Below are 23622 nucleotides of genomic sequence, written 5' to 3' on the forward strand. Positions count from 1 at the left end.
CGGGGCCATGAAGGCACGTTGGGTGGCAGTGGTTCTTTCAGTCGTGGCCGGCCTGAGCTTGTGCTCGGTGCCGGCCACTGCCGCGTCCGCACCCGTTGTCCGCTGTGAGTTCACGCCGACCCCGGACAACCCCGCGGCCCGTCCGGTGGTGCGTCCGCTTCCGTTCGCGTTGACGCGCGGAACCGTCGACGTGACGTTCCGCTTCAACTACGGCCCGGTCACCGTGCGCCTCGACCGCGCGGGTGCCGCCCCGTGCGCGGTGGCGCCGGTCGACGCGGCCGGTGCGCTGACGGGGCGATCAGCGATCACGATCGCTCAGCCGGGATCGAAAACCGCGACACCACCGAAAGAATCCTCGGCGCCGCCTCGGCTGCCCGCGCCGCACTCCGCCAAGGTTCGCGGTGTGATCGTTGATGGCCACCCGCGAACCTGGCGAGCCTCGTTCTGCGGCACTTCTACGACCGCTCCCGGTGCCGGCGCCTGACCGATTCCCCACGCCTCGGCGTGCTGCAGTGCGGCGCCCTCTACGAGGTCGAAAAGGACGGCCCGGGCTGCCGCTTCCCGGACGAGGTTTCCGGCGCGGAGACCTACGAGCGCGGCACCGTCGCGATGGGCAACCAGGGTCCGGGGACGAACGGGTCGGAGTTCTTCATCGTCCATTCGTTCGCCCACATCCCGGCGCAGTATTCGGTGCTGGGGAAGGTGGTGCGCGGCATGGCCGCCCTCGACCGGATGGTGGCCGACGGCATCGTCCCGAGCGATCCGGACGGGCCGCTGGACGGCGCGCCGAAGCATCCGGTGAAGATCGAGCGGGCCTCCTTCGGCTGGTAGGTCGGTCTGCCTTTTGCCGCCGAGGCGCTTTCGCGCCGAACGCCGTGCTCAGCCGGGACAGGTCCGGGGTCAGGAACAGCGGGAAGTGGTACCCGCCGCGCGTTGATGTGGCCGAGGGCGCCGACCCGGGCCGTGGTAGGCGGCCGGCTCACGAGTTCCCCCGGCGAACCCGGCCGAGGCCAGTTCGGCTTGCTGCGACGTGCTCTTCCACCGCGCGAAACTGCCCCTCATCTGCGGCGTCGCGACCGGGCCCTCGACCTCACCCGGCGCTCCCGCCTCCAACGCGGCACCGGCCAACGCCGGGATTTCCGCCGGACGCAGTGGAGCGAGCACCGCGACGAGACGCTCCCGATCCGCGGCCGGTCTCACCTGCGGCTCCCGTCCCCAGAGGCGGTGACGATCCGGCATATGGTCGGCCGATCATCCGACCGGCCTCACGCGGGAAGACGGCTTGACTCCGAAGCAGGCGACCAGCCGGGACAGGTCCGGGGTCAGGAACAGCTGGAAGTAATAGCCGCCGCGCGGCCGATCGTCCACGTGCCCCAGGACGAGGTGCGCGCCCTCGTAGGCGTCAAGGTCGCGAAGGCCCTGGTCGAACCCGATCGACGGCTGGCCGGCGCGGAGGGCGCTTCGTTGCCGACGGCGGAACACCGATCTGAACGCGGCGGCACTCGACGCCCCCAGCCACAACTCGAACTTCGCCCCCGCCAGCAGGGGCCGCCCGAGCCGGCGCGGCGCACTCGCACGAATGCGCGGCCAAGAGCACTTCGGCCAGATCTTCACGATCCACCAGCCCACTCCCTCCAGGAAGGGCCACCCTAAAGAGTGATCGTCACCCAGATTCGATTACAGTTCGCCAGCACTCGGGCGGCGGATGGGGGACCTCACAGTGATGACCCACGAAAGCTACCTCGCCGCCAGGCGGTTTCCGGCGCTGGATGGCGTGCGGGCCATCGCCGCGGTGCTGGTGGTGCTCTTCCACTTCGGCGGCGGAGCGTGGGTGCGCGCGAACGGGTGGATCGGCGTGCACGTGTTCTTCGTGCTCTCCGGGTTCCTGATCACGACGCTGGCGCTGCGCGAAGAAGACCGCAACGGCAGCGTCTCGTTCAGGAACTTCTACCTGCGCCGGGCCTGCCGGATCCTGCCGGTGTACTACGTGGTGCTCGGGATCTTCGTCGTGGTCACGTTCGCGCGCGGGGAGCTTCGATCGAGCGGGCTGTTCGGTGCGCTGCCCTGGTTCGCCACCTTCCTGAACGAGTTCCACGTCGTCGGGGTGTTCGGGGTGGCGTGGACACTGGGGGTGGAGCAGAAGTTCTACCTGCTCTGGCCGGTGCTGGCGTTCGGCGTGGCGGGGCTGGGGTTCGCCAGGAGATTCGGCCTGGCCGTGGGCCTGACAGTTGCCCTCGTGTCGCTGGTGCCGGTGCTGCCGTACTCCGGCGCATACGCGTCGATCGTCATCGGGTGCACGGTGGCGATCGTGCTGCACCACCGGACGGGGTTCGCGGTCCTCAAACCCTTCACGCACCCGTTGGCGGGCCTCGCGACGGCCGCCGCGGTCGTCGTGGTGCAGGTGTTCTTCAGCGACATCACCACGGCGAGCCACGACGAAGGCGGGGTCGCGCTCGGCACGGTCTACGCGGTGCTCGTGGGTCTGCTGCTACCCTCGCTGGTCGCGGGCGGGCCGCTGGCCCGGCTGCTGACCCTGGAGCCGCTGCGGTTCGTCGGTGAGCGGTCGTACTCGCTCTACCTCATCCAGTCCATCGCCGGCTGGACGCTCGCGGGGCTCGTGCCGCAGCTGGCGCACCCGCGCACGCTCACCGCCGTCGGCGTCACCGCCGTCGCGCTGTTGATGGCCGATCTCCTCTACCGCTGGGTCGAGCTGCCGATGATCGCGCTCGGCCGCAGAGTCACGGCGAGACGGGTCGAACCGACTACGGTCACAGAACCCGTTCCCGCGTGAGAAGGCCGCCCCGGGAACGAGTCCCGGGGCGGCCGATGCACCCAAGAGGGTCTGAGGGTTACCGCTCGCTGGTCGGAGCCACCAGCTCGCTCGGACCGGTGCCCGATTCGCCGGCCACCGCGGCCAGTTCCTCGCCCACCGACTCCGGCGCCTTGCCCTTGTCCTTCGTCAGCAGCGACGCGACGGCGCCGATCAGGCAGACGACGATCGCGAAGCCGAACGCCACGGCGAGACCGTCCTGGAACGGGCCCGAGATGAGGTTCGGGAAGAAGCTGCGGCCTGTGAGGAACGACGCCTGGTCCGGCGGCAGGTTCGACAGCTGACCGCCCAGCAATTGCTGGATCGGGTTGTAGCCGAGGAACGCCGCGAAGAGCACGGCGACCGCGGGCAGGTGCGCGATCTGGTCGGCCGACGCCGCCGGCACGCCGTGGGCGGTGAGGCCCTGCGACATCGCCGTCGGGAGGTTGTCGGACAGGCCCGCGATGATCAGGCTGAAGAAGAAGCCGATCGAGAGCACCATGGCCGCGTTCTGGAACGTGGTCATCATGCCCGCGCCGGAGCCACGAGCGTCGGCGGGCAGGCTGTTCATGACCTCCGCGCGGTTCGGCGAGGAGAACATGCCCATGCCGATTCCGTTGATCAGCAGGATCGCCGCGAACGCCCAGTAGTTGAAGTTCACCGGCAGGATCATCAGCAGCAGGAACGTCACCGCGGTGATGCCGAGGCCGCTCGACGCGAGCAGCCGGCTGCCGATGCGGTCGGACAGGATGCCGGCCGTCGGCGCGGACACCAGGAAGCCGATGGTCAGCGGAAGCATGTAGATGCCGGCCCACAGCGGTGTCTGCTCGAAGGTGTAGCCGTGTTGCGGCAGCCAGATGCCCTGCAGCCAGATGATCAGGATGAACTGCAGGCCACCGCGACCGAGCGAAGCGGTCAGGTTGGCCACGTTGCCCCAGGTGAACGAGCGGATCCGAAACAGCGAGAGCCGGAACAGCGGGTTGGCCACCTTGGTTTCGATCACCACGAACGCGATGAGCACGGCGATGCCGCCGATCAGGCACGACAGCACCATCGGGCTGCCCCAGCCGGTGGGCGAGGAGCCGTAGGGCTGGATGCCGTAGGTGATGCCCACGAGCACCGCGATGAGGCCCACCGCGAACGTGATGTTGCCCCACCAGTCCATCTTCGCGTGCTTGCGCACGCCCGTGTCGTGCAGCTTCACGTACGCCCAGATCGTGCCGATCACGCCGAACGGCACCGACACCAGGAAGATCAGGTTCCAGTCGACGGGTGCGAGCACGCCGCCGACGACCAGCCCGAGGAACGAGCCGGCGATGGCGGCGACACCGTTCATGCCCAGCGCGAGCCCGCGCTGGTTGGCCGGGAAGGCGTCGGTCAGGATGGCCGACGAGTTGGCCATCAGGAACGCACCGCCGATGCCCTGCACGATGCGCCAGCCGATCAGCCAGATCGCAGCGGCGTCACCGTCGAACCAGGTGACGGCAAGCAGGATGGACGACACGGTGAACACCGCGAAGCCCAAGTTGTACATCCTGGCCCGGCCGTACATGTCCCCCAGGCGCCCGAAGCTCACCACCAGTACGGCGGTCACCACCAGGAAGCCCATGATCATCCACAGCAGGTAGCTGGTGTTCGCCGGCTCCAGCGGGTTGATCCCGATGCCCTTGAAGATGTCGGGCAGCGCGATGAGCACGATCGACGAGTTGATCGTCGCGATCAGCATGCCCAGCGTCGTGTTGGACAACGCGATCCACTTGTATCGCGGTCCCAGTTCCGCGAGCGAATACGTTCTGCGCTCGGCCACAGTGAAAGACCCTCTCTCTGTCGTTCCCTTAGCTAGGCTAAGCAAGTTGCTTGCCTGTGGCAACCAACTTCGTAAAACGGTTACGAGAGACCGGTCACAAGTAGTCGATCGTCCTTTGAGGACTATTTACTTTCACTCGACCGAGTGAAAAGCGATCACCTTCCCCGGATTGAGGATTCCGTGGGGGTCGAGCGCGTTTTTCACCGCCCGGTGCATCGCGAGGACAGCAGGTCCGAGCTCGTTTTCCAGGCCCGGCCGCTTCAGCAGCCCGACGCCGTGCTCACCCGTGACGGTGCCGCCGAGCGCGAGCGCGTCGGCCACGATGTCGTCGAACGCGGCCTGCGCGCGCCGCCGCGCGTCCTCGTCGCCCAGCGGCGTGCTCAGCAGCGGGTGGAGGTTGCCGTCGCCGATGTGCGCGATGTTCGCGATCAGGGTGTTGTGGCGCTTGGCCGCGAGCTCGATGCGGGCGAGCATCTCGGGCACGAGATGCGTGGGCACGCAGACGTCTTCGGTGAGCAGCGGGCCGAGCCGCTCCAGCGCCGGGTACGCGAGGCGCCGGGCGGCGAACAGCGCGTCGGCCTCCTCCTGGTCCGTCGACTGCGCCGCCCAGGTGGCGCCGGCCTTCTCGAAGCACTCGAGCATCACGGCCGTCTCGTGCTCCCGCGCCGCGCCCGGCGCGTCGCTTCGGCCCAGCAGCACGACCTCCGCGTCGGCCGACAACCCCATGTTCTTCCAGTCGTCCACGGCCTCGAGGCAGTGGCGGTCGACGAGCTCCAGCGCCGAGGGCACCACGCCGGCGGCGACGATCGCGGCGGCCGCCTGCCCCGCGGCGACGGTGGAGTCGAAGTAGCCGGCGACGGTGGCTTCGGCCGCGCGCTGCGCCTTCAGCCGCACGGTGATCTCGGTGATCACGCCGAGCGTGCCCTCGGAGCCGACCATGAGCCCGGCGAGGTCGTAGCCCGCCACGCCCTTCGCAGTGCGGCGGCCGAGGCGCACGAGCTCCCCCGTGCCCGTGACGACCTGCAGCCCGAGCACGTAATCGCGGGTCACGCCGTACTTCACGCAGCACACGCCGCCCGCGTTGGTGGCCACGTTGCCGCCGATCGTCGACCACGGGGAGCTCGCCGGGTCGGGCGGGTACCAGAGGCCGTGCTCGGCGCACGCGGCGCGCAGGTCGTCGTTGACGACCCCGGGTTCGACGACCGCGAGCCGCACGACGGGGTCGATCTCCTTGATCGCCGTCATGCGGTCGGTGACGAGCACGACGCAGCCCGCCACCGCGTTCGCGCCACCGGACAACCCGGTTCCGGCTCCGCGCGTGACCAGCGGGGTGCCGTGCTTGAGGCAGACCTTGACGGTCTGCTGAACGTGTTCGGCCGACCGTGGCCGGACGAGGACCTCGGGCAGTGCCCAGGGCGCCCACTCGGCCTCGTCGTGGGCGAAGCCGCGCAGCACGTCGGGATCGCGGACGAGGACCTCTCCCGGCAGTACGGCTTGCAGGTCGTCGATCAGCATGGGCGCTCCCGTTCCGTCGCGGCTTCTCCCGCCAGATTAGGGCGCGGCGATGTCGAAACGGCGCCTCCTGCTTCGACGTAGGAGTGAGAGCGACTTGAGGAGGCAGCCATGGGAACCACCACCAGCCCACGCGGGATCGCGATGCTGCGCGCCGTCGCCGCCGGTCGCGCGCAGCTCACCTGCAGCGCCGAGCCGGACCTGTTCGTCGACGGCCTGCCGTGCTGCGACCAGTTCACCGCCCACGCCCTGGCCCACGAAGGTCTGGTGCGCCCGGCGCGGCTGGGACTCGTCGGGCAGCAGGTGCCGGCGGAACTGACTGCGGCGGGGCTGTCCCTGCTCACGACGACGGCCACCGCCGCATGAGGGCAGGGCCTCGTCGTCCCGCCCGAGCGCGAGACGACGAGGCCCTGGTCAGAGGGGCGCTCAGGTGTTGAGCGTGCCGTAGACGATGATGTTGTCGAGGTAGCTGTGCGCGGCGGCGTCGAACGCCCCGCCGCACGTGATGAGGCGGATCTGCGGGTCGGTCGTGTTGCCGTACACCGCTTCCGTCGGGAACGACTTCTTGGCGATCTGGTCGACCTTCGTGACGGTGAACGTGGCCTTCGACCCGTCCTGCCTGCCGATCACGACCTGGTCGCCTTTCTTCACCTCGTGCAGCCGCCAGAAGATGCCCTTCTGGTGGTTGCCGTCGATGTGGCCGAGCACCACGGCCGGGCCGACCTGCCCGGGCGTCGGGCTGTTGGAGTACCAGCCGGCCTGCAGCGGCTCGGTCACCGGCGGGACCTGCACGGTCTTGTCGGGGTTGAGGCCGAGGGGGACCAGCGACGAGTGGGCGTCGATGCTCGGCACGTCGAGCGAGACCGGCACCGAGCGCACCAGCCCGACGGCGGGCGCGGCGGAGCTCGCGGGCGCGGTCGGCTGCTGCGCCGGCGTCGGCGAACCGCAGCCGATCAGCGCGAAGTTCGCGACGAGGGCCAGCAGCAGCCCGAAGAGTCCGAACCGGCGACGGGTCACTGAACGGTCACCGCGGCGAGCGAGCCGTCACCGGTCTCCGGCGCACCGGCCGGGATGACCGAGACCTGGCCGGGGCCTTCGGCGGGCGGCTTGGCGGGCGCGGTGGGCGTGCTCGGGGTGCCCGGCGTCGTCGTGGCGGCGACCTTCGCGCAGGTCGAGGAGGCGAGCACGATGTCGCCGCTGCCCAGCGCACCAGTGGCCTTGCCGTCGAGGAGCTTGATGTGCAGCGCGTTGACGGTGACGCTGCCGTCCTCGTGCTTGATCTGCTCGTTGACGATCACCTGCACCACGCCGGGCACACCGATCTTCTGGTTGGGCGCGGTGCCCACGGGCAGCTTGCCGATGCGGCCGAGGTCGAGGCCGGCGAGCTCGGACGACGCCTTGATGCCGTCGGGCGTCGACGTGCACTCGGAGCTGATCACGCGTGCCTTCGGCGTCGAGCCCGCGAGCGGGGCGAGCACGGGCAGCTTGGCGTCGACGATCGCGGCCTTCGCTGTGACGTCCGGGTCACCCCGCTTGGCCGAGCTGGTGATCGCCTTCGCCGTGACCAGGCCCTTGAGCGGCGCGTCGACCACCGACGCGGACGTGGGCCCGTCCGTGTTCGACGGCGAGATCTTGCCCGTCTCCACCGAGATCCCCTTGTCCCCCAGCACTCCCGCCAGCAGCGAGACCGAAGCGGAAGCGCCGTAGGCCGACCCCGCGGGCGCGTCGGCGGCGACCGCGGCCGGGGCGGCGGCGAGGAGGGCGAGAGCGGGGGCAGCGACCGCGAGGGTCCGTCCGCGCAGCAGGGCAGAACGCATGAATTGTCCTTTCGAACACCAAAAAATTGACCCGCCGACGGACCCCCGAATCCGCGTGTGAGGCGACGCAACTGTCGATCACCGGCGAGGCCGTGACGCTATCAAGAGGGCTCGGAATGACAAAGCAAGATCCTCTGCACAGTGCGCCGATCAAGCCGGGTCAGTGACCACATTTCTCGCAGTTTCACCACTAACGTGTGATGTAACACGGTGCGGCCGCACCGTTTCCCTACTCAGCGCTCTGCGGCCCCGGCGCCCACCGGCGGGTTTCCGATTCCGCCACTCTTGCGGGTGATCCTGAGGGCGGGTGCTACGCGGGTACCGACCGTGATGTGACCGCTACGAGGTTCTGTGTGTTTCCCATCAATTTTTGCGCCGGAAGCAACTTTTCCACGATGGGCGAAATCGTCCACTATGGAGCGTGGAACGGCATTCACCGCCACCTCCGGCAGCCCCCAGAGTCACCGCCCGGCGGATCTGTTCACCGGACCGAGGAACGACAGTCGAGGGCTTGGACGGCGGCCGGCCACCGCCATCGAGGGGAGCGGGACCCTCCTCGAGGGCGGTGGCCCGGCCTCACTTCAGGTGCCGGGCGAAGAACCGGTTCCCGTCCTCCCCCTCGAACTGCGGGACGCCGGTGTGCCCGCCCAGGTTGGCGTGCAGCGTCTTCTCCCGGGAGCCGAAGGCGTCGAACACGTGCAGGGCCCGCTGCCGGTCGTTTCCTTCGTCGTCCCACTGCAGCAGGACGTGCAGCGGAATTTTGACCTGCCGGGCCTCCTCGAGCATGGAGCGGGGCACGAAACTCCCGGCGAACAGCACGGCGGCCGAGATGCGCGGCTCGACCACCGCCAGCCGGATACCGATGGCGATCACCCCTCCCGCATACCCGACCGGTCCACCGATCTCGGGGAGCGTGAGGAGCGCGTCCACGGCGGCCCGCCATTCCGGGACCGCCTTTTCGACCAGCGGAAGGACCAGTCGGTCGATGATGCCGTCGTCGACCGGCTCGCCGGCCTCCAGCACGCGGCGCAGGTCGGCGCGGGCCTCCTCGGCGGCGGCGGACCGGGGCCGGTCACCGCTCCCGGGGAGCTCGATGGTGGCCGCGGCGTAGCCCTCCGCCGCGCAGTGCCGGGCCCTGGCCACCAGCCGGGGGTACATCTTGCGCAGTCCGCCGGGGTGGCCGAGCAGGATCAGCGGGGCCGGTGCGGATGCGGATCCGGGCGTCCACAGGATGCCGGGGATCTCGCCGAGGGTGAATTCGCGCTCGAGGACACTGTCGTCGAGGCGTTGTCCGGAAGTGAACCGCATGGTCGTGCCTTTCGGGAGTGCTCGTGAACGGCGCTCCCGGACGACTATCGCCCGGCCGTGACCCCGGAGGGGAGCACCCCTGTCGAAACGTTCACGGGTACCACCTCCTCGTTCTCTCGCACGGCCTCCGGGAAGTTAGCAGCGGCCGCCGTGGTCCGCCAACACGTTTTTCGCCGGCTCCGTGGCCGGATGCCACAGAGCCGGATCCGGGTTCGTCACTTCGCGGTGCGAGCGAGGAGTTTGCCCGCCTCCCACAGCAGCAACAGCGCGAGCGCCGGCACCAGCGCCCAGAAGAACTGGAACAGGTCGAGGTCCGTGGTGCCCAGCAGCTTGTTGAACACGTCCATCTTGATGACCAGCACCGCGAGCACGAACTCGCCCAGCATCGCCCAGTTCATCTGCTTGCTGTCGAACGTGGCGGTGGTGAACGCGGTGCCCGGTTCGCTGCGGCACTCGACCGCGGCGACGATCAGGCACAGGGCGAAGGCCGTGAAGGCGATCGTGGTGGCGATCTCCGCGCTGCCGTAGTGCGACCGGCCGAACGACAGCAGCAGGAGCAGGCCGACGGTGATCGCGAGCCCGGAGAGCCCGACGGTGACGAACACCGGCAGCGTGAGCACGGACGCGCCCCGCGGCCGCGGCCGGAGGTTCATCAGGCCCGGCGTTTCGCGGTCGAAGCCGAGCGCGAAGCCGAAGGGCGCGTTGACGATGAAGTGGATCCACAGCACCTGCGCGGGCGAGAACGGTTCGCCCGCGGCGATGTTGAACAGGCTGGCGCCCAGGAAGGTCAGGACGAACACGACCAGCAGCACCAGGACGAAACGGATGTACTTGGTGAGGTTGTCGTAGATCTTGCGGCCCTGTTCGACGGCGAACACGATCGTCGCGAAGTTGTCGTCGGAGAGGATCATCCGGCTGGCGTTCTTCGCGACGTCGGTGCCGCTGCCCATCGCGATCCCGAGGTCGGCCGCTTTGATGGCGGGCGCGTCGTTGACGCCGTCGCCGGTCATGGCGACGACGTCGCCCTTCTTCTTGAGCGTGTCGGCGAGGATCACCTTGTGCTCGGGCGACACGCGGCCGACCACGCATCGGTGGTTCGGACCACACCGGTAGATCGGCGAAGCACGGCCGACCTCGCCGTCGGCGCGGCCGTGATCGACGTCGTCCCGCGTCCGGCCCAGCTACGAGCCGCCCTTTGCGGGGTTCGCGGCGAGGCCGGTGCGCTGAAGCTTCTGCCACGGCAGCTGCGCCCCCGCGATCGCGGTCACCACTGACTGCACGACAACGAGGTACATCAGCTGCCGGTACACGAACTGCTGCAACGGGAGCAGGAGCAGCGAACGCAGCCGCTCACCGTCGAGCCGGAAGGCGATCACCGCGGGAATCGCTTGCAGCACCAGGAAAACCAGCCAGTACGCGCACACCGTGAGCGCGTCGCTGGTGAGGATCCCGAAGAGCGCCGCGGCGTCGACGAGCGGCGCCAGGACCGGAAGCAGCACCTGGAACAGCAGCAGGTACGGCAAGCCACGCCGGCCGAGGCGGCCGGCGGCGCCACGTTCGAACACGGCGCGGCGGTGCTTCCACACGGCCTGCAGAGTGCCGTAGCACCACCGGTACCGCTGCTTCCACAGCTGGCCGAGCGTGGCCGGCGCTTCGGTCCAGGCGCGTGCTTCCTGCTCGTAGACGACCCGCCAGCCGGCGCGTTCCATGGCCATGGTCAGATCCGTGTCTTCGGCCAGCGTGTCGACGGGAATGCCGCCGAGCCGCAGCACCGCGGACCGGCGGAAGGCGCCGATCGCACCCGGCACGGTCGGCATGCACTGCAGGACGTCGTAGAACCGGCGGTCGAGGTTGAAACCGATCACGTACTCGATGTGCTGCCACTGCCCGAGCAGGCCACGGCGGTTGCCGACCTTCGCGTTGCCGGACACCGCCCCGACGTCGGGGTCGGCGAAGTGCTGGACCAAAGTGCGCACGGTACCGGGTTCCAGCACCGTGTCGCCGTCGACGAGCACCACGAGCTCGGTGGGCGCCGCGGCGATGCCGGTGTTGAGCGCCGCGGCCTTCCCCGCGTTCGCCTGCCGGATCAACCGGACGCGCCGGCCCACGTACTTCTCGACGAGTTCGGCGGTGCCGTCGGTCGATCCGTCGTCGACGACGATCACCACGACGCGGTGGTCGGAAGCCAGGACCGAACGGATCGTGGCCTCGATCCCGGCGCGCTCGTTGTAGGCGGGAACGATGACCGTGACCGCAGCGGTGACGGCGCGCAGCCGCATCGACCGTCGCCGCCGCACGTGCACCGCGGTGGTGATCAGCGTGACCAAGGTGCGCAACGCGGCGAGCACGCTGGCGACGATCAGCAGCACGATCAGCGAGCTCGCGACCACGCCGCTGGCCTGCACGGCCCCGATCAGCAGCCAGCCGGCCGCCCGTTGGCCGAACCCGGCGGGGGCGCCGGCCGAGCCGAGCCCGACGGCGGCGCTCACCGGACCCAGCCGCCACCCCTTGGCCTGCAACGCCGGGATCAACCGCTCCAGCGCCGCCACCGTCTGCGAACGGTCACCACCCGCGTCGTGCATCAGCAGGACGGTTCCCCGATCGTCCTTCGGGGTCGCGTTCGCCACGATCGAGGCGACCCCGGGCCGTTGCCAGTCTTCGGAGTCGGTGTCGGAGAGCACGGCGATCTTGCCGTCGGCGCCGATCCGCTGGATCGAGGTCCAGGCCGGATCGTCGATCGATGCGGGGGTGGCGGAGTACGGCGGCCGGACCAGCGCCGGGGACACTCCTGCCGCGCCTGCCACGGCGAGATCGGTGAAGCGCAGTTCGAGCTGCGTGCGCAGCTCGCCCACCGAACGGAGATCGACGTGGGTGGCCGTGTGGTTGCCGATGTCGTGGCCGTGGGCCGCGATGTCGCGCACCAGCCCCGGGTACTCCGCCGCATGCGCGCCCGTGACGAAGAACGTGGCCTTGACGTGGTAGCGGTCGAGCACGGCGAGGATCGCCGGGGTCCAGGTCGGGTCGGGCCCGTCGTCGAAGGTGAGGGCCAGGGTCTTGTCCTGCGGGCGCCGTACGTCCGGCGAGCCGGTGCGGGCGTCGATCAGGGACCCACCGGTCCGCACCTCGGTGGGCACTCCTGATGCGGTGGTCTGGGGCGCGTTCTCATCACTGGAGAACTCACCCAGAACCACGGCGTGCAGCCCGAGCAGGCCGACGACGGCCGCCAGCACCACGATCAGCAGGAACCAGTGCGCACGCGGGGCCGGAGCGCCTCTCCGGGGCCGGTGGCGGCCGGTGGCCATCACGGCCGCGGCTTCTTGCTGGTGTCGTCCTTGCCCGGGGGCGTGTCCGGGGCGTGGGTACTGCGGTGGTCGACGCCCGGAGCTGTCTTGGTGGTCGTGGCGGGCGGCTGCACGGCGGTGGCGGCCACCGATCGCTCGGGGGCGCCGCCTGCCTCACCGGGCGTCGTGTCAGCGCTGGATTCCGGTGTCGGAGGTGCCTCGCTCGTGGCGCTGCGATCCGGCGGGTCCGCAGGCGTTGTGGCGACGTCGGTGTGGCCGGGTCCCAGCTGGGTGATCGGCACGAGGAGGGGCGACGGAACCGGGGCACCGAGCAACGCGGCGACCAGAACAGCGACGTACCCGACGGTCAGGACACCGCCACCGATCGCCACCCGCCGGAAGATCTTCCGCCGCCGCCCCGTCGTGTCCACGAACACCGGTGGCTCCGTTGCCGATTCGGCAGCGTCGTCTTCCACGAGATCAACAGGGTCGGGCATGTGTCACTCCATCGGCGGGGACGCCCACCTAAACACACCACGATCCGTGACCGAACCCCCGATCCGCTTTGCGGCAGGCAATCTCACACACCGATCAAGCCGAAACCTTGGTACAGGGCAACTCCAGGGGTTCGCGCCTCACAGCGAGCTACCGCAGTGCTACGCCTCGGTTCCGGCAGGTGGCACGGACAGCCGCCGCGCCATCAGCAGTATTCGGCCGTTGTGCGGAGCCGAAACCCACGCCTCAGCGGCTGGCGAGCCAGGGCGCGAGCAGCGCTTCCAGATCCGCATCCGACAACTGCCGCGGGCCCTCGCCGAATCCCTGCCACCGGGAAGCGTCACGGGCGGCGTGGAAGTCCACGGAGTACGCGCGCATCAGCACGTACATGAACGACACCGGATCGAACCGCTCGCCCAGCAGCGTGCGAGCCGTACGGGCCACATCGGTGGCCGTGCGCCCGCCGGTCAGTTTGAGTTCCTCGGCAGCCGGATCGAGCAGGCTGGGGGTCGACATCAAGGCAACTTCTCCATCACTGAAACGAAAACTCAGCCCTCGGCGGCCAGCTGGCCGCACGCGGCGGCGATGTCCTGACCACGGGTGTCGCGCACGGTGCACGCAACGCCACCCGCGTTGACCAGGCGCACGAACTCGCGCTCGACGGGCTTCGGGGAGGCGTCCCACTTCGAACCCGGCGTCGGGTTCAGCGGGATCACGTTCACGTGCACCAGCTGGCCCAGGTGCTTGCGCAGGCGACGGGCCAGCAGCTCCGCCCGCCACGGCTGGTCGTTGATGTCCCGGATCAACGCGTACTCGATCGACACCCGCCGGCCCGACGTGTCCGCGTAGTACCGCGCAGCCGAGAGCACCTCGTCGACCGACCACCGGTTGTTCACCGGCACCAGCGTGTCCCGCAACTCGTCGTCCGGCGTGTGCAGCGAGACAGCCAGCCGCACCTGCATCTTCTCGTCCGCCAGCTTCCGGATCGCCGGCGCCAGACCCACGGTCGACACCGTCACCGAACGCTGCGAAATCCCCAGACCCGACGGAGCCGGCTCCGTGATCCGCCGAACCGCCGCCACCACGCGCTTGTAGTTCGCCAGTGGTTCGCCCATGCCCATGAACACGATGTTCGACAGGCGTCCGGGACCACCGGGCATCGCGCCGTCGCGCATGACCGCGGCGGCCGAGCGGACCTGGTCCACGATCTCGGCCGTCGACAGGTTGCGGTCGAGACCGCCCTGGCCGGTGGCGCAGAACGGGCACGCCATGCCGCAACCGGCCTGGCTCGAAATGCACAGCGTCGCGCGATCCGGGTAGCGCATGAGCACGCTTTCGAGCAGCGTGCCGTCGTGGGCGCGCCACAGCGTTTTGCGCGTGGCCCCGGCGTCAGCCGACAGCGCGCGGACCTCGGTGAGCAGCGGCGGCATCAGCTCCGCGACGAGCCGCTCGCGCGACGCGGCCGGGATGTCGGTCATGTCCGCCGGGTCGACGGTCAGCCGCGAGAAGTAGTGGTTCGACAACTGCTTGGCGCGGAACGCCTTCTCCCCCAGTCCGACCACGGCCTCGGCACGCTCGGCGGACGAGAGGTCGGCGAGGTGGCGCGGCGGCAGGCCGCGCTTGGGCGCGTCGAAAACAAGGGGGAGCGCAGTCATGACCGATCCAGTATTCCACGTCCACCGGACACGCCGGTCAGCACTCCCCCGGCCCTGTGCGGCCCGTCACGAAACGAGCGGGCCGAACCTGCGCAGGGTCTCGTCGCGGCCCAGCGCCTGCGTGATCGAGTGCAGGTCCGGGCTGCGCGTGGACCCGGTGATCGTGACACGGATGATCTGCGAGGCCTCGCGGATCGAACCCGGGAACGCGTCGGGGTCCTTCTTGAACTCCTTGGCGTTGCGGGCGAAACCGTGCTTCGCCGCGACGTCGCGGATCTGCTGGAACCACTCCTGCCCGTCGTCGAGCTGCTGGTAGTTCTCGACGAAGTCCGAGGCGACCGCGCGCACGACGTCCGGCGCGACGCCGAGCGCGGCGATGCGCTCGTCGTCCGGCCCGGTCACAGGTGCGAGCAGCTGCGGGAAGAAGAACCCGTAGACCGCGCGGAACTCGCTCCACTTCTTGAGGTCCTTGCGCGGGTTCTCGACCCCGACGCGCTCGACGGACAGCGCCCGCAGCGCCAGTTCCTCAGACGAGTCGAGCACGGAGTCCAGCTCCGGGTCGAACTGCTGCGCCCACGTGCGCACTGCCGCGAGGATGTCCTCACCCGACAGCGTCGCGACGTGGTCGGCGGAGATGTCGTCGAGCTTCACCAGGTCCACGAGCGGTCCCGCGACACCGCACTCGTCGAGGTTGATCGGTTCCCGCAGCGCCTGCTCGAGAGGCAACTCGGCGAGCCGGCCGTTCGCGAGCCCGCGCAGGTAGTACAGGACGGCCTCGGTCGGGTAGCCGGCCTCGATGTAGAAGTCGACCGACGCCTCGGGGTCCTTGCGCTTCGACAGCTTGCGCTTGCTGCCGCCCTCCTGCTTCATCAGCGGGGCGATGTGCGCGTAGGTGATCGGCTCGAACCCGAGCGCCTCGAACAGCTGCTGGTGCACCGGCACCGACGAGATCCACTCGTCGCCGCGGATCACGAGGTTCACGCGCATCAGGTGATCGTCCACGGCGTGCGCGAAGTGATAGGTGGGCAGCCGCGGGCTCTGCTCGGAGCTCTTGAGGATCACCACGTCGTTGCGGTTGGCCTCGGCTTCGATCGTGCCGCGGATGGCGTCGGTGAAGCGTACGCGCTGACCGCTGTCGTCGGGCGCGCGGAACCGCACGACCCACGGCTCGCCGGCGTCGAGCTTCGCCTGCACGTCGGCCGGGTCGGCGTCGCGCCAGATCGCCCACGAGCCGTAGTAGCCGGTGGGCAGCTTGGTCGCCTGCTGGCGCGCGGTGATGGACGCGAGCTCGTCCTTCGTCGCGAAGTCGATGTACGCGCGGCCTTCGCGCAGCAGGTGGCGCACGTAGGTGAGGTAGATCTGCTCGCGCTCCGACTGGCGGTACGGGCCGTAGTCACCACCGCGCAGCGAGTCCTCGTCGGCGGCGAGGTGGAAGTAGGAGAAGCCGCGCTCGAACTGCTCCAGCGCGCCCTCGACCTCGCGCGACTGGTCGGTGTCCTCCACGCGCACCAGGTAGCGGCCGCCCGAGCGGCGCGCGACGTCCTGGTCGATGGTGGCCACGTAGATGCCGCCGATGTGCACGAAGCCCGTCGGGGACGGGCCGAACCGGGTCACCTTCGCGCCGTCGGGCAACGGCCGCGCCGGGTAGCGCTGTTCCCAGTGCTCCGGCTCGGGCAGATCCGCGGGGAACAGGGCGTCGATGACCGCTCGGTCCAGCATGGGGGGTCGGGTCTCCCAGGTCGTTTCAGGCGTCTTCCTACTCCTTCGAGTATCTCCGACCACCGGAAACGGGCCTCGCGCAGGTCCCTGGAGACGAGCGGGTTGCTCGACGACCGTTTCCGATATATCGTGAACGTGTCGCAACCGTTCGAGAAAGGAACACTGATCATGAGACGACATCCCTTCCCCGGTGCGCGAGGCGCGCACTTCGAGCACGGTGAACACGGCCGTCCGGCGTTCGGCCCTTGGGCCCGCGAGTTCGGCGAGTTCGGGTTCGGTCCCGGCGGTCCTCGCGGCCGGCGCGGACACGGTCCGGGCGGGCGGCGGGGGCACGGCCCGCGTCGCGGCCGACGCGGCGACGTCCGCGCGGCGATCCTGGTCCTGCTGGCGGAGCAGCCGCGGCACGGCTACGAGATCATCCGCGAGATCGGCGAGCGCAGCGGCGGCTTCTGGAAGCCCAGCCCCGGCTCGATCTACCCGACGCTGCAGATGCTGGCCGACGAGGGCCTGGTCGTGAGCAACGACGAGAACGGCAAGAAGCTGTTCCAGCTCACCGACGAAGGCCGCGCGGCGGCGGAGCAGCAGACCGGTACCCCGCCGTGGGAGCACTTCGCCGAGGAGGTCGACCCCGTCGAGGTCGACCTGCGCAAGGCGGGCGCCACGCTCGCGGCGGCGGTGGTGCAGGTGATGCGCGCCGGCTCCCCGGGCCAGCAGGCCCGCGTGGTCGACGTGCTCAACGAGGCACGCCGCTCGATCTACACGATCCTCGGTGAGGTCGAAGACGATTCCGCCGAAGACGGCTCGCCGGAGACGGCCGAGTGACCCGGCAGGACGAGGCCGGTGGGCTTGCCGCGCGTGTGAACGCGGTAGCCCACCGGCAGCGTCACGCCGGCGGCCAGCCCGCTGCCGGTGCCGCGAAGCACCTCGGCGACGGCTCGTTCGGCCACCTTCGGACTGAACTCGATCTTCAGCACTGACTCCAGTGACGCGTGATCGGCGAACTGCCAGCGCGTCGCGACCCGCCGGAGGCGGAAGCCCTCGGCCGCGAAGAACCGTTCCACGGCAACCGGGTCGTAGTGCGGCAGATCCGCTCGCATCCATCCGCCGTAGGGTTCGCTCGTCGCGTCGAGGTCGACGATCACGATCGACCCGCCGGGCCGCAGCACGCGCTCCGCTTCGCGCAGCCCCGGTTCGCAGCCCGGCCCGAAGAAGTACGCCGTGCGCGCGTGGACCACGTCGACGCTCGCGTCGGCGACCGGCAGCCGTTGCGCGCGGCCTTCCTTCACCGACACGTTCGGCAATTCCGCCACGCGCTTCGCCGCGTCGCGTGCCAGCGGTGCGTGCGGCTCGACGCCGAGCACCGAGCGCGCCTCGCGGGCGAAGTACGGCAAGTGGAATCCGTCACCACAGCCGATGTCCAGGACGTCGCGACCTGCCCACTCGCACTCTTCGCGCAGCGCGCGCCAGATCTCACCGCCGGCGTCCTGCGCGCGGTTCTCCAGCTCGTAAGCCCGCTGGTAGTACCAGATGTTGGGGCTCGGCAGGACCTCGGCCGAGTGGGACGACGCGGCGGAGCGGGAGAACCATCGCACGAACGACTCCAACGTCCTCGGCCGCGACCCGGTTCCGGGTTCCCAGCTCAGAGCGAAAAAATCACGGGCACCGCATAAACTTCTCCCTCAACCGGGGAGGAGATCACCATGTCGGTCGGCTCGGCCAGTGCCAGTGCGATTCCGGCCGGGCTCCCGTGCTGGATCGAGGTGGCCTGTCGCGACGAAGCGGTGACGCAACAGTTCTACACCGGGCTTTTCGGCTGGGAGTACGAAGTCCACCGCGACCCCGCGACGCCCACGGGGCGCTACTGGATCTCGTCGCTCGCGGGCGAGCCGACGGGCGGGCTCTACCAAGCGGGTGCGCAGAGCGCGCCCGGCTGGACGCTGCACATCTCGGTGCCGCACACCGCGAGCGCGGCCGAATGGGTGGAATACCTGGGCGGCCAGGTGACTCTCGGCCCCGTCGCGATCCCCGACCGCGGCAGCATCGTGCACGCGGTCGACGCTTCGGGCGCGCCCGTCGTGTTCTGGGAAGCGCCGCCGAATTGGCGGTTCGTCACCGGCGTCCCCAACACCTTCAGCGGCGCCGACCTCAACGCCCACGACGGCGCGGCGGCCGACCACTTCTACACGAAGCTCTTCAACTACGCGAGCCACCAGATCGGCGACGGCGACGCGTTCGACTACGTGGAATACCTCATCGAGCACACGCCCGTGCTCTACCGGTACGTGATGGGTTCCGAGTACAGCCGCGACACTCCCCCGCACTGGCTCGTGTACTTCGAGGTCGACCCGGCGCGCGGCACCGACGCGACGGCCGGCCAGGCGTTGATGCTCGGCGGGACCGTGGTGATCCAGCCGTACGACACCGCATACGGCCGCATGGCGATCCTCGCCGACCCCGACGGCGCGGTGTTCGCGGTCATCGACCACTCGCGCACGCTCGACGACATCGGCCGCGCCGAGGTCGACGACCCCTACGACGACTGACCCACCGGCTGACGCCTCAGCAGGCCCGTGAGCAGCACGATCCCGGCGTAACCACCGGCGACGACCCAGAGCGCCGTGCCCGGCAGCAGCCCGCCGACGAGCGCGACGCCCACCGCGCCGCCGGTTTGCCGCGCCGCGTTGAGCACGCCCGCGGCGAGCCCTGCCTTACCGGGCAACGCGTTCATGGCCAGCGACGTCATCGCGGGCATCGCGAGCGAGCAGCAGCCGAAGACCAGCGAGAACACGATCAGCGGCACCGGCGCCCGGTCGTGCGGCAGCAGCGCCAGGCCCGCCGAACCGGCCAGCGCCGTGAGCCCGCCGGCGATGATCGGCACGCGCGAGCCGAACCGGTGGGTGAGACCACCGCTGAAGAACGCGTTGAGCCCCACCGCGAGCGTCAGCGGCACGAGCGCCAGGCCCGCGGTGAGCGCGCCGAGGTGCCACACCCGTTGCAAGAACAGGGCGAGGCAGAACAGGGTGCCGTAGAGGCAGAAGTTGAACAGGCCACCGATGGCCGTCGCGACGGCGAAGTCGCGAACCTTGAGCACGCCCAGCGGCAGCACCGGCGCGGTGATCACCTTTTCGGCGACCACGAACGCGATCCCGGCGACCACACCGGCGACGATCAGCACGAGGGTCGTCGCGTCCGTCCAGCCCGCGTGGCCGGCCTCGATGAACCCCGCGACGACGCACGCCAGCGCCGCGGTGCCGAGGACTTGGCCGACGACGTCGAGGCGGGTCCGCTGGTGCGGCGTGGTCTCCGTGACGCACCGGCGCGTCAGCACGATCGCGATGAGCCCGATGGGCACGTTCACCGCGAACACGAGCCGCCAGTCGGCCAGCCCGACGGCGAGCCCGCCGAGCATCGGGCCGGCCGCGAGCCCGACACCGCTGAGGCCGCCCCACACGCCGAGCGCGCGGGCGCGGGCACCCGGGTCGGGGAACTGGTGGACGATCAGCGCGAGCGACGACGGCAGCAGCGCGGCCGCGCCGGCGCCTTGCACGGCCCGGGCGGCAACCAGCCACGGCAGGGAACCCGCTGCCGCACAGGCGATCGAGGCGACGACGAACACCGCGGTGCCGACTTCGAAGACGCGCCGCGAACCCCACCGGTCTCCCGCTGCACCCCAAGTGAGCAGGAACGCGGCCAGTGCGACGGTGTAGGAGTCGACGACCCACTGCAGCGCGGCCGTCGAGAGTTCGGCGAATTCGGCGCCGATGGCCGGCAGTGCGAGGTTCACGATGGTCGCGTCGAGCGTGATCATCACGAACCCGAGGCACACCGCGGTGAGCGCGAGCCGAGCCGGAGCCCGTTCCTGTGTCGAGGCGATCATGCCTCCGAGTGAACCCCGCGGACACTTCGGCGGTCCACGAACGGTTCGCTCACCGCTGGGAGGCACGGCCTCCCACCGCAGGTCAGGCGGGGACGAACGCGGAGAGCAGCAGCCAGGAGACGACGGCCGAGGGCAGCAGCGAGTCGAGGCGGTCCATGATGCCGCCGTGGCCCGGCAGGAGCGTGCCCATGTCCTTGATGCCGAGGTCGCGCTTGATCAGCGACTCGACGAGGTCGCCGAGCGTGGCCGTGAGCACGATCGCGGCCCCGAACACGGCGCCCTGCCAGGTGTGGCCGTGGAGCATCAGGCTGATCGTGAGGATGCCGGCGACGATGCCCGCGACCATCGACCCCGCGAAGCCCTCCCAGGACTTCTTGGGGCTGATCGTGGGCGCCATCGGGTGCTTGCCGCCGAGGACGCCGGCGATGTAGCCGCCCGTGTCGGAGGCGACGACGGCGATGAGGAACGTGAGCACTCGGCCGACTCCGTCGTCGGGCGGGACGAGCATCGCGGCGAACGCCCCGAACAGCGGCAGGTACGCGCTCGCGAACACCGACGCCGAGATGTCGCGGAGGTAACCATCGGCACCGCCGGGCAGCCGCCACAGCAGGCAGGCGAGCACCGTGATCACGAACGCCGTGAGGGCCCCCGCGCGGCCGAACGGCCAGGCCAGCCAGATCATCGCCTGGCCGCCGACGAGCACGGGGATCATCGCGACCTTGATGTTCGCGACACGGCGGAGCACGCCGGCGAACTCGAACGTGCCGACCCCGATCGCGATCGCGATGACCCCGATGAAGATGAAGCGGACGGTGAGCAGGGAAACGATGATGGCCGCGCCGAGCACCAGGCCCACCCCGATGGCGGCCGGGAGGTTCCGGCCGGCCCGGGAGGCCTTCTTCGCCGGTTCCGGCTCCTTCGCCGGCTCCGGCGGCGGGGTGTGCTCCACCCGCTCTTCTCGTTCCTCACTCACCTGGCTCATCAGACCTCGAGCAGCTCGGCTTCCTTGTGCTTCACCAGCTCGTCGACCTGGTGCACGTAGGTGTCGGTGAGGTTCTGCAGTTCCTTCTCGGCGCGCACGACCTCGTCTTCACCCGCCTCGCCGTCCTTGGCGATCCGGTCGAGCTCTTCCTTCGCCTTGCGGCGGATGCTGCGGATCGACACGCGGGCGTCCTCGCCCTTGCCCTTCGCGACCTTCACCATCTCCTTCCGCCGCTCCTCGGTGAGCTGCGGGATGACGATGCGGATGACGTTGCCGTCGTTGCTCGGGTTCACACCGAGGTCCGACTCGCGGATCGCCTTCTCGATGGCGCCGATCTGGGTCTGGTCGTAGGGCTTGATCAGCGCCATCCGCGCCTCGGGCACGTTGACGCTCGCCAGCTGGTTCAGCGGGGTCGGCGCGCCGTAGTACTCGACGACGATGCGCGAGAACATCGATGGGGTGGCCCGGCCGGTGCGCACCGACGTCAGGTCCTCCTTCGCGACGGACACCGCTTTTTCCATCTTCTCCTCGGCGTCGAGGAGGGTCTCGTCGATCACGGCTACTCCCGGTGTTGTGATTGTCGATCCAGTGCTGATCCCAGCAGGTCTACGCCGACGCCCCGTCGGCGGGGGTGCTGACCAGCGTCCCGATCCTCTCACCACTCACCGCACGGGCGATGTTCCCCTCGGTGAGGAGGTTGAACACGATGATCGGCATGTTGTTGTCCATGCACAGGCTGAACGCGGTGGCGTCGGCGACCTTGAGGTCCCGTTCGAGCACCTCGCGGTGGGTGATCTCGTGGAACATCTTCGCGTCCGGGTCGGTCTTCGGGTCCGCGGTGTAGACACCGTCCACGGCCTTGGCCATGAGCACGGCCTCGCAGCCGAGCTCCAGCGCGCGCTGCGCGGCGGCGGTGTCGGTGGAGAAGTACGGCATGCCGACCCCGGCGCCGAAGATGACCACGCGACCCTTCTCCAGGTGCCGCTCGGCGCGGCGCGGGATGTACGGCTCGGCGACCTGGCCCATCGTGATGGCGGTCTGCACGCGCGTGGGCAGGCCTTCCTTCTCCAGGAAGTCCTGCAGAGCCAGGCAGTTCATCACGGTGCCCAGCATGGCCATGTAGTCCGCGCGGTCACGGTCCATCCCCCGCTGGGAGAGCTCCGCGCCGCGGAAGTAGTTGCCGCCGCCGATCACCACCGCCACCTGGACGCCGGTGCGCGCGACCGCGGCGATCTGCCGCGCGACGGAGTGGACGACATCGGGGTCGACCCCGATCGAGCCGCCACCGAACATCTCGCCGCCCAGCTTCAGCAGCACCCTCCGGTAGCCACCGTCGACCCGGTCACCCATCTGTGTGTCGCCTCCTGTGTTCGATGGCCGCGCCGCCCCTTCGTGAGGGGTTGTGCGGCTAAACCCGACTGTGCCCCGTCCCCGCACCGCGGAGACGGGGCACAGTGGCAGAACCTAGTCCCAGTACCTCTGTCAGGCCTGGCCGACCTCGAACCGGGCGAACCGGGTCAGGGTCACGCCGGCCTCGTCGAGCAGGGCCTTGACGGTCTTCTTGTTGTCCTTGACCGACGGCTGCTCGAGCAGGACGTTGTCCTTGTAGTACGCGTTGACCTTGCCCTCGATGATCTTCGGCAAGGCCTGCTCCGGCTTGCCCTCTTCGCGAGCGGTCTGCTCGGCGATGCGGCGCTCGTTCTCGACGATCTCGGCCGGCACCTCGTCACGGGTCAGGTACTTCGCGCGCAGCGCGGCGACCTGCATGGCGGCACCGCGGGCCGCCTCGCTGTCGTCGCCGGTGAACTCGACGAGCACACCCACGGCCGGCGGCAGGTCCGAGCCGCGGCGGTGCAGGTAGGTCGCGGTCTGGCCCTCGAACGACACGACGCGGCGCAGCTCCAGCTTCTCGCCGATGCGGGCCGACAGCTCCTGGATGGCCTCACTGACCGGCTTGCCACCGAGGTCGGCGGCCTTGAGGGCCTCGACGTCGCTGGTCTTGAGGGTCTTCGCGGCCTCGACGATCTTGGCGGCGAGCTGCTGGAAGTCGTCGTTCTTGGCGACGAAGTCGGTCTCGGAGTCGAGTTCGATGAGCACGCCGCCGTCACCGGTGACGAGGCCCTCGGCAGTGGCGCGCTCGGCGCGCTTGCCGACGTCCTTGGCACCCTTGATGCGCAGGAACTCGACGGCCTTGTCGAAGTCGCCGGCGTTCTCCTCGAGGGCCTTCTTGCAGTCCATCATGCCCGCGCCGGTCAGCTCGCGCAGGCGCTTCACGTCAGCGGCGGTGTAGTTCGCCATCGTGTTGAATCCGTCCGTTTCAGGTACGTGTGGTGAGCGGTGCCCGGGCGGCCCTGCGGACC

At 69.8% G+C, this 23622-nt stretch carries 22 protein-coding genes and 2 pseudogenes; 6 read left to right on the forward strand and 18 right to left on the reverse strand.

What is annotated here, in order from left to right; genetic code table 11:
• Positions 1 to 7: 7 nt before the first annotated feature.
• Positions 8 to 262: pseudogene (locus I6J71_RS49225) on the forward strand (peptidylprolyl isomerase); the annotation flags it as partial.
• A 164-nt stretch (positions 263 to 426) separates the two neighbouring features.
• A pseudogene (locus I6J71_RS34300) lies at positions 427 to 831 on the forward strand (peptidylprolyl isomerase); the annotation flags it as partial.
• Positions 832 to 1251: 420 nt separating this feature from the next.
• Here the strand turns inward: I6J71_RS34300 and I6J71_RS34305 are convergent.
• Entirely contained in the window at positions 1252 to 1614 is a 363-nt protein-coding gene (locus I6J71_RS34305; RefSeq protein ID WP_204090640.1) for a hypothetical protein, read from the reverse strand.
• A gap of 109 nt (positions 1615 to 1723) precedes the next feature.
• On the opposite strand from I6J71_RS34305, the gene I6J71_RS34310 reads away from it, so the two are divergent.
• Positions 1724 to 2791 carry an acyltransferase gene (locus tag I6J71_RS34310; protein WP_239154079.1) on the forward strand — a complete coding sequence of 356 codons (1068 nt, stop codon included), beginning with the start codon at positions 1724 to 1726 and terminating at the stop codon, positions 2789 to 2791.
• A gap of 58 nt (positions 2792 to 2849) precedes the next feature.
• Here I6J71_RS34310 and I6J71_RS34315 read toward each other — a convergent pair whose 3' ends face one another.
• Together I6J71_RS34315 and I6J71_RS34320 are read right to left on the reverse strand one after the other, a co-directional pair.
• Positions 2850 to 4616: an MFS transporter gene (locus I6J71_RS34315; RefSeq protein ID WP_204090642.1), complete on the reverse strand. Its 1767-nt coding sequence runs from the start codon at positions 4614 to 4616 to the stop codon at positions 2850 to 2852.
• Between the two features lie 132 nt (positions 4617 to 4748).
• The gene (locus tag I6J71_RS34320) at positions 4749 to 6131 is read right to left on the reverse strand and encodes an FAD-binding oxidoreductase (RefSeq protein WP_204090643.1); all 1383 of its coding nucleotides are present in this window, start codon (positions 6129 to 6131) and stop codon (positions 4749 to 4751) included.
• Positions 6132 to 6239: 108 nt separating this feature from the next.
• Between I6J71_RS34320 and I6J71_RS34325 the strand changes: the two genes are divergently transcribed.
• The gene (locus tag I6J71_RS34325; protein WP_204090644.1) at positions 6240 to 6494 is read left to right on the forward strand and encodes a hypothetical protein; all 255 of its coding nucleotides are present in this window, start codon (positions 6240 to 6242) and stop codon (positions 6492 to 6494) included.
• A gap of 60 nt (positions 6495 to 6554) precedes the next feature.
• Here I6J71_RS34325 and I6J71_RS34330 read toward each other — a convergent pair whose 3' ends face one another.
• The 9 genes from I6J71_RS34330 to I6J71_RS34370 all read right to left on the reverse strand — a co-directional run bounded on the left by I6J71_RS34330 (position 6555) and on the right by I6J71_RS34370 (position 16403).
• On the reverse strand, positions 6555 to 7145 hold the full coding sequence (locus tag I6J71_RS34330) for a class F sortase (protein WP_204090645.1): 591 nt from the start codon (positions 7143 to 7145) through the stop codon (positions 6555 to 6557).
• Entirely contained in the window at positions 7142 to 7945 is an 804-nt protein-coding gene (locus I6J71_RS34335) for a choice-of-anchor P family protein (protein ID WP_204090646.1), read from the reverse strand. The genes I6J71_RS34330 and I6J71_RS34335 overlap by 4 nt, the downstream gene beginning before the upstream one ends.
• A 576-nt stretch (positions 7946 to 8521) precedes the next feature.
• On the reverse strand, positions 8522 to 9253 hold the full coding sequence (locus I6J71_RS34340) for a dienelactone hydrolase family protein (protein ID WP_204090647.1): 732 nt from the start codon (positions 9251 to 9253) through the stop codon (positions 8522 to 8524).
• A gap of 215 nt (positions 9254 to 9468) precedes the next feature.
• A complete protein-coding gene (locus I6J71_RS34345) occupies positions 9469 to 10338 on the reverse strand; it encodes an HAD-IC family P-type ATPase (RefSeq protein WP_304503250.1) in 870 nt (289 codons plus the stop codon).
• A gap of 96 nt (positions 10339 to 10434) precedes the next feature.
• Positions 10435 to 12555 carry a bifunctional polysaccharide deacetylase/glycosyltransferase family 2 protein gene (locus I6J71_RS34350; protein WP_204090648.1) on the reverse strand — a complete coding sequence of 707 codons (2121 nt, stop codon included), beginning with the start codon at positions 12553 to 12555 and terminating at the stop codon, positions 10435 to 10437.
• Positions 12555 to 13031, reverse strand: coding sequence for a hypothetical protein (locus I6J71_RS34355; protein WP_204090649.1), 477 nt, complete (start codon positions 13029 to 13031; stop codon positions 12555 to 12557). The genes I6J71_RS34350 and I6J71_RS34355 overlap by 1 nt, the downstream gene beginning before the upstream one ends.
• Before the next feature lie 244 nt (positions 13032 to 13275).
• Positions 13276 to 13548: a hypothetical protein gene (locus I6J71_RS34360; protein ID WP_239154080.1), complete on the reverse strand. Its 273-nt coding sequence runs from the start codon at positions 13546 to 13548 to the stop codon at positions 13276 to 13278.
• Between the two features lie 29 nt (positions 13549 to 13577).
• Positions 13578 to 14684 carry a 23S rRNA (adenine(2503)-C(2))-methyltransferase RlmN gene (rlmN, locus tag I6J71_RS34365; RefSeq protein ID WP_204090651.1) on the reverse strand — a complete coding sequence of 369 codons (1107 nt, stop codon included), beginning with the start codon at positions 14682 to 14684 and terminating at the stop codon, positions 13578 to 13580.
• 66 nt (positions 14685 to 14750) lie between these two features.
• Positions 14751 to 16403 carry a glutamate--tRNA ligase gene (locus I6J71_RS34370; RefSeq protein ID WP_204090652.1) on the reverse strand — a complete coding sequence of 551 codons (1653 nt, stop codon included), beginning with the start codon at positions 16401 to 16403 and terminating at the stop codon, positions 14751 to 14753.
• 168 nt (positions 16404 to 16571) lie between these two features.
• Here I6J71_RS34370 and I6J71_RS34375 point away from each other — a divergent pair, with 168 nt between their 5' ends.
• The gene (locus tag I6J71_RS34375) at positions 16572 to 17225 is read left to right on the forward strand and encodes a PadR family transcriptional regulator (RefSeq protein WP_204090653.1); all 654 of its coding nucleotides are present in this window, start codon (positions 16572 to 16574) and stop codon (positions 17223 to 17225) included.
• On the opposite strand, the gene I6J71_RS34380 is transcribed toward I6J71_RS34375, so the two are convergent.
• A complete protein-coding gene (locus tag I6J71_RS34380) occupies positions 17159 to 17995 on the reverse strand; it encodes a class I SAM-dependent methyltransferase (protein WP_204090654.1) in 837 nt (278 codons plus the stop codon). The two genes, I6J71_RS34375 and I6J71_RS34380, sit on opposite strands and share 67 nt — an antisense overlap.
• A 108-nt stretch (positions 17996 to 18103) precedes the next feature.
• Here I6J71_RS34380 and I6J71_RS34385 point away from each other — a divergent pair, with 108 nt between their 5' ends.
• Entirely contained in the window at positions 18104 to 18946 is an 843-nt protein-coding gene (locus I6J71_RS34385; protein WP_204090655.1) for a VOC family protein, read from the forward strand.
• On the opposite strand, the gene I6J71_RS34390 is transcribed toward I6J71_RS34385, so the two are convergent.
• The 5 genes from I6J71_RS34390 to tsf form a co-directional block, all read right to left on the reverse strand.
• Entirely contained in the window at positions 18934 to 20280 is a 1347-nt protein-coding gene (locus I6J71_RS34390) for a DHA2 family efflux MFS transporter permease subunit (RefSeq protein WP_204090656.1), read from the reverse strand. The genes I6J71_RS34385 and I6J71_RS34390 overlap by 13 nt on opposite strands.
• 82 nt (positions 20281 to 20362) lie before the next feature.
• Positions 20363 to 21262: a phosphatidate cytidylyltransferase gene (locus I6J71_RS34395; protein ID WP_204090657.1), complete on the reverse strand. Its 900-nt coding sequence runs from the start codon at positions 21260 to 21262 to the stop codon at positions 20363 to 20365.
• On the reverse strand, positions 21262 to 21819 hold the full coding sequence (gene frr / locus I6J71_RS34400; RefSeq protein ID WP_204090658.1) for a ribosome recycling factor: 558 nt from the start codon (positions 21817 to 21819) through the stop codon (positions 21262 to 21264). Before frr ends, I6J71_RS34395 begins: the two co-directional genes overlap by 1 nt.
• A 49-nt stretch (positions 21820 to 21868) precedes the next feature.
• A complete protein-coding gene (gene pyrH / locus I6J71_RS34405; RefSeq protein ID WP_204090659.1) occupies positions 21869 to 22612 on the reverse strand; it encodes a UMP kinase in 744 nt (247 codons plus the stop codon).
• Between the two features lie 132 nt (positions 22613 to 22744).
• On the reverse strand, positions 22745 to 23560 hold the full coding sequence (tsf, locus tag I6J71_RS34410) for a translation elongation factor Ts (protein ID WP_204090660.1): 816 nt from the start codon (positions 23558 to 23560) through the stop codon (positions 22745 to 22747).
• Between the last annotated feature and the right edge of the window lie 62 nt (positions 23561 to 23622).

Source organism: Amycolatopsis sp. FDAARGOS 1241 (assembly GCF_016889705.1).
GTDB lineage: Bacteria > Actinomycetota > Actinomycetes > Mycobacteriales > Pseudonocardiaceae > Amycolatopsis.